This is a genomic window from Nonomuraea lactucae (genome assembly GCF_003313395.1).
In the GTDB taxonomy this organism is placed as follows: domain Bacteria; phylum Actinomycetota; class Actinomycetes; order Streptosporangiales; family Streptosporangiaceae; genus Nonomuraea; species Nonomuraea lactucae.
On sequence record NZ_QNFZ01000827.1, the window covers coordinates 1 to 5639 of the forward strand.

At 72.1% G+C, this 5639-nt stretch carries 6 protein-coding genes; 5 read left to right on the plus strand and 1 reads right to left on the minus strand.

The window, feature by feature from the left end; genetic code table 11:
- Positions 1 to 1350 (minus strand): lantibiotic dehydratase (locus tag DQW85_RS28745; RefSeq protein ID WP_205315486.1); only part of this gene is annotated, 1350 nt, incomplete at its 3' end.
- A gap of 253 nt (positions 1351 to 1603) precedes the next feature.
- Between DQW85_RS28745 and efeU the strand changes: the two genes are divergently transcribed.
- The 5 genes from efeU to DQW85_RS28770 all read left to right on the plus strand — a co-directional run.
- Complete coding sequence (efeU, locus tag DQW85_RS28750) at positions 1604 to 2449, plus strand: iron uptake transporter permease EfeU (RefSeq protein WP_205315487.1); 846 nt, start codon at positions 1604 to 1606, stop codon at positions 2447 to 2449.
- Positions 2450 to 2474: 25 nt separating this feature from the next.
- A complete protein-coding gene (efeO, locus tag DQW85_RS28755; protein WP_113702998.1) occupies positions 2475 to 3623 on the plus strand; it encodes an iron uptake system protein EfeO in 1149 nt (382 codons plus the stop codon).
- 47 nt (positions 3624 to 3670) lie between these two features.
- Positions 3671 to 4963, plus strand: a complete 1293-nt coding sequence (gene efeB / locus DQW85_RS28760) for an iron uptake transporter deferrochelatase/peroxidase subunit (protein WP_113702999.1) — start codon at positions 3671 to 3673, stop codon at positions 4961 to 4963.
- Between the two features lie 83 nt (positions 4964 to 5046).
- Positions 5047 to 5370, plus strand: a complete 324-nt coding sequence (locus DQW85_RS28765) for a hypothetical protein (RefSeq protein WP_113703000.1) — start codon at positions 5047 to 5049, stop codon at positions 5368 to 5370.
- Positions 5370 to 5639, plus strand: a 270-nt coding sequence (locus DQW85_RS28770; RefSeq protein WP_205315488.1) for a hypothetical protein, incomplete at its 3' end; no start/stop codon positions are given. The genes DQW85_RS28765 and DQW85_RS28770, both read left to right, overlap by 1 nt.

Genomic DNA, 5639 nt, shown 5'->3' on the forward strand with positions numbered 1-5639 from the left:
CCCGGCGAGCTGGCGCGCGGCCGGGCTGTCCGGGGCGGCGCCGCGGTCGAGGAGGGCGCGCAGCCCGGGTGACGAGGCGGGCGCGTCGCGGTAGAAGCGGAGGAACGGCACCGAGGCATCGGCCCCGTACCGCTCCAGGAAGTGCTCAGCCGCCGTCAGCTTGACCAGCAGGTCGGGGTCGAACACGCCCGCCAGGCGGCGCACGGTGTCCAGGTCACGGAGCACCGGCCGCCAGGCGGGTCGCCCGCAGACGACCGGCGGCTCGGGCGACACCGCGGTCTCCAGCCGCACGCTCGCGTGCGCAAGCCGCACCTTCCCGTCGCCCTCCACCCCCACCCCGTCACCGGGCACCGGTGCCGCCTCACCGCCATCGGATGCCTTGTCGCCGAGGCGGGCGAGCAGCCATCCGGCCACGTGCCGGATCCGCTCGCCGTACGTGGCCTCCACCGCCTCGCGGAGCGCGGTGGGCAGCCAGGGCCGGTCGGGCGAGTCGCCGGGCAGCACCTCCTCGACCCACGCCGCGAGGTCGGCCAGCGGGTCCAGGGCCTGGTCGGCGAAGGGCCGCCGCCGCTCCAGCAGCCCGATCCCCAGCAGCCGCTCCACCAGTCCGGGCGAGGCGACGGCGCGTTCGAGCGCGCCCACCGTCGGGTCGGTGGTGGCGCCAAGCCAGGCGAACACCCCGGCGAGCGTGGGCTCCGCCGGCAGCCCGGCCTGGGAAGACCCGGAGGGGGTGGGCCCGCAGGGCAGTCCGGCGAGCGCCTCCCGTTCACCGGCGCCGAGGAACCACAGCCGCCCGTCCTCCTGCCACAGGCTCGGGTTGATCCGCACCTCCACGGCCTCGCGCAGCCCGGGCCGCCTCGACAGCGCCTCCCAGATCCGCCACACCGTGCCCAGCTCGATCTCGGCCACGGCCTTCCAGCGCAGCCGCCCCGCCGGCGCCTCGGCCGGGCCGTCGTCGGCCCAGCGGCCCAGCCCGCTGATCATGAACGCGGCGTGCGGGCTCGTCGTGGCAGCGGCGCGGGCGACGTGCCTGGTCAGGCGGGCGAGCACGGGCAGCTTGGGCACCGCGTCCGGGGAGGCGAGCCAGCTCTCCAGGCGGGCCGACAGCGCGGGCCGCGAGCACGCCAGCCCGCGCAGGAACGCGTCGTCACCGGCCAGCCGCCGCAGCACCTCCATCTTGCCGGTCAGCTCCGCGGCCAGCAGCTCGGCGAGGCCGTCCCCGGGCTCCCCCTCCATGTCGAGGAGCTCGTCGACCAGCTCCCAGGTGCGCGCGAACCGCAGCTCCTCCAGCCCGGCGGCGGGCAGCCCCGCCACCCGCACGCCGAAGGCCTCATCCGGCCGGTAGTCCATCGCGTTCCCCCTGTACGGCTACTGGCGTCACTTTGCTGGGCGACGCGCCCGAGGGGAACGCTGCACACCGCACCTTTACCTGTTATGCGCGGTGAAATAGGTCGCCATAGACGTCGACCGCCTGCCGCCCGTGACTACCTGTGATGGTGTGACGTCTGTCTCCAGGCTTGCGCCGGACCGGGAGACCTGTCGTAATTAGGTTAGCCTTGCCTACTGCCGCACTGCTTGCCATACCGCGACTATCGCGCCCGGAGTGACCGTGTTCGCCAGCTACCTCATCGGCCTGCGTGAAGGGCTGGAGGCGACGCTCGTCGTCTCGGTCCTCATCGCCTTCCTGGTCAAGAGCGACCGCGGGGACAGGCTCCCCCATGTATGGACGGGCGTCGCCGCCGCCACCGCGCTGTCGGTCGGGTTCGGCGCGCTGCTCACCTTCACCGCCGCCAACCTCGCCTACACCAGCCAGGAGCTGTTCGAGGCGATCGTCTCGCTGCTCGCCGTGGCGTTCGTCACCTGGATGATCTTCTGGATGCGCCGTACGGCCCGCGGCCTGTCCGGCGAGCTGCGCGGCAGGCTCAGCGACGCCCTCCAATTGGGCTCGCTGGCCGTCGTCGCGATGGCGTTCCTGGCCGTGGTGCGCGAGGGCCTGGAGACGGCGCTGCTGTTCTTCGCCTCGGTGCAGGGCGCCACCACCTCGCCGGCGCCGCTGGCCGGCATCACCCTCGGCCTGCTCACCTCCGTCGCCATCGGCTGGGGCATCTACCGCAGCGCCCTGCGGATCAACCTCACGACGTTCTTCACCTGGACGGGGCTGCTGCTGATCCTGGTGGCCGCGGGCATCTTCAAGTACGGCGTGCACGACCTGCAGGAGGCCGGCGTCCTGCCCGGCCTCAACGCGCACGCCTTCGACATCAGCGCCGTCCTCCCCGCCGACTCCTGGTACGGCACGCTGCTCGCCGGCACGATCAACGTCACGCCGCAGCCCAGCGTGCTGGAGGTCGCCGCCTGGGCCCTGTACCTCGTCCCCACCCTGCTCCTCTTCCTGCTCCCGCAGCGCGGCAAGAGGGTTCCCTCCTCCACGTCCACCGCCTCCGCGGCCTGACCCCCGCGGCCCGAACAGGAGCAACATGCCCAGTCCCACCCTCCGCGCTCTCGCCCCGGCCCTCGGCGCGCTCGCCCTCGCCGGTCTCGCCGCCTGCGGGTCAGGAGAGCCGGCCGCCACCGGCTCCGCGGCGCCGGCCAAGCCGGGGAAGATCGCCGTGGCCGCGTCCGACACCGAGTGCAAGGTCGCCGCCGCCGAGGTGGCCGCCGGCACCACCACGTTCGCGATCACCAACGGCGGCGGCAAGGTCACCGAGTTCTACGTGTACGCGCCGGGCGACCGCGTCATGGCCGAGGTGGAGAACATCGTGCCGGGCCTGACCCGGGACCTCATCGCCGAGCTGCCCGCGGGCACGTACGAGACGGCCTGCAAGCCGGGCATGGTGGGCAAGGGCATCCGCAACCCGCTCAAGGTGACGGGCGAGCACAGGCCGCTCACCAAGGACGCCAAGCTGGCCCAGGCGACCGCCGACTACAAGCGCTACGTCAAGTCGCAGAGCGAGACGCTGCTGGTCAAGACGCAGGAGTTCGTCGACGCGGTCAAGGCCGGCGACATCGCCAAGGCCAAGGCGCTGTATCCGGTCTCCCGTACGTACTGGGAGCGGATCGAGCCGGTGGCGGAGATCTTCGGCGACCTCGACCCGGCCATCGACGCCCGAGAGGCCGACCTCGCCGACGGCGAGGAGTGGACCGGCTTCCACCGGATCGAGAAGGACCTGTGGATCAAGAAGGACGTCGGCAAGGACGGCCCGATCGCCGACAAGCTGATCGCCGATGTCAAGACCATCGTCGCCAAGGCGAACGCCACCGACCTCACCCCGCTGAACCTCGCCAACGGCGCCAAGGAGCTCCTCGACGAGGTCGCCAGCGGGAAGATCACCGGTGAGGAGGACATCTGGTCGCACACCGACCTGTGGGACTTCGACGCCAACCTCGAAGGCTCCAAGGCCGCGGTGCAGGCGCTGCGCCCCGTGCTGGAGGAACGGGCGCCCGACCTGGTCAGGACGCTGGACGAGAAGTTCGCCGCGGCCGAGGCCGCGCTGGCCGTGCACCAGAAGGGTGACGGCTGGAAGCTGCACAACGAGCTGACCAAGGCCGAGCTGAAGAAGCTCTCCGACGCGATCAACGCCCTCGGCGAGCCGATCAGCGGGATCGCACCGATCGTGGCGAAGTAGACCGATCGTGGCGGAATAGAAACGCGCAGTACGAGCTGGAGGCAGACGTGGCGGAGAGCGGGAGCCAGGCGACGAGCGACGGCGGCGCCCGGACGGAGGGCGAGCGCCTCAGCCGGAGAAAGCTGTTCGGCCTGGGCGCGGCGGGGGCCGCGGTGGTGGGCGCGGGCGCGGTGGCCGCCCGCTCGCTGCTCGACGAGCCACCGGTCGCCCACGCCTCCTCCACCTCCGCCCCCGTCCCCTTCTACGGCGAGCACCAGGCGGGCATCGTGACGCCCGCGCAGGACCGGCTGCACTTCGTCTCCTTCGACGTCACCACCGGCAAGCGGGCCGAGCTCGCCGACCTGCTGCAGGAGTGGACGGCCGCCGCGGCCAGGCTCACCCAGGGCAAGGAGGCGGGCGCGTTCGGCGCGGTCGGGGGCGACGCCGAGGCGGCGCCCGACGACACGGGCGAGGCGCTCGGCCTGCCGGCCTCCGGGCTGACGCTGACGATCGGGTTCGGGCCGTCGCTCTTCGACGACCGGTTCGGGCTCGCCGCCAAGCGCCCCGCGGCCCTGGCCGACCTGCCGAAGTTCCCCGGCGAGCAGCTCGCGCCGGAGATCTCGGGCGGCGACCTGTGCGTGCAGGCCTGCGCGCACGACCCGCAGGTGGCGGTGCACGCCATCCGCAACCTGGCCAGGATCGGCTTCGGCAGGGTCTCGGTGAAGTGGTCGCAGCTCGGGTTCGGCCGTACGTCCTCCACCTCCCGCGCCCAGGCCACCCCGCGCAACCTGATGGGGTTCAAGGACGGCACCAACAACCTCAAGCTGGAGGACGCCAAGCTGCTGCGCGACCACCTCTGGGCGCAGGGGAACGACTGGATGGCGGGCGGCACCTACATGGTGACCCGGAAGATCCGCATGACGATCGAGACCTGGGACCGGACCTCGCTGGCCGAGCAGCAGGCGATCTTCGGGCGCGACAAGGGCGAGGGCGCGCCACTGGGCGGGAAGGCCGAGTTCGACACCCCCGACTTCGCCGCCAAGGGGCCGGACGGCCAGCCGTACATCGCCTCCGACGCCCACATCCGGCTGGCCCATCCCAGCAACCACGGCAACGCCCACCTGCTGCGCCGCGGCTACAACTACGTGGACGGCTCCGACGGGCTCGGCCGACTGGACGCGGGCCTGTTCTTCATCGCCTACCAGCGCGACCCGCGCACCCAGTTCGTGCCCGTGCAGATGGCCCTGGCCAAGCAGGATCCGCTGAACGAGTACATCAAGCACGTGTCGAGCGGCCTGTTCGCGTGCCCGCCGGGGGTGCGCGACGCGGGCGACTACTGGGGCCGGGCGCTGTTCGCCTGAAAGGCCACCGATATCGGTGTCGCGTTAAGTAGCCATTCCACTACCATGGGCGACTCTTGAGTTAGTCATTCCCAGGAGTCCAGATGGCCGATGAGCCCTCCACGGGCGAGCTCGCACGACGTCTCGTCGACCTGCAGCGCGCAGCCCAACGACTCATGTCGCAGGAGGTGTTCGTCGCCGAACAGCGCGCCATAGAGCGGCGGTTCATCACGGTCGAACGTGATCTCGACGCGCTGGCGGACCGGCTGGAGAGCGAGATCAAGGCGCTGGTCACGCGCATCGAGACCCGCGAGCGCGACCGCGGCGCCAACTGGAGGCAGAGCGTCTACGCGGGCGTCATCCCGGCGGCGCTGCTGCTGGTGTCCATCCTCGTCCAGATCTGGCTCGCCACGAACGGGATGTCCTGATGGCCGAACTGCGGCTGCGCGTCAACCGGCGCGACATCGTCCTCATCGTGTCCGTCGCGGTCCTCGGTCTGCTGGCCTTCTGGGTGTCGGCCGCCATCCGCGACCTGGTCGACGAGCTGCGTGCGGCGCAGCGCGACCGGGCGATCCTCGTGCAGCAGGTGCGGCAGCTCGGTGGCGTGCCGAAGGTCGGGCCGCCGGGCGAGCGCGGTGACCAGGGCCTGCGCGGCGTCCCCGGCCCGTCGGGCCCTCCCGGCGCATCGGGCGCCCCG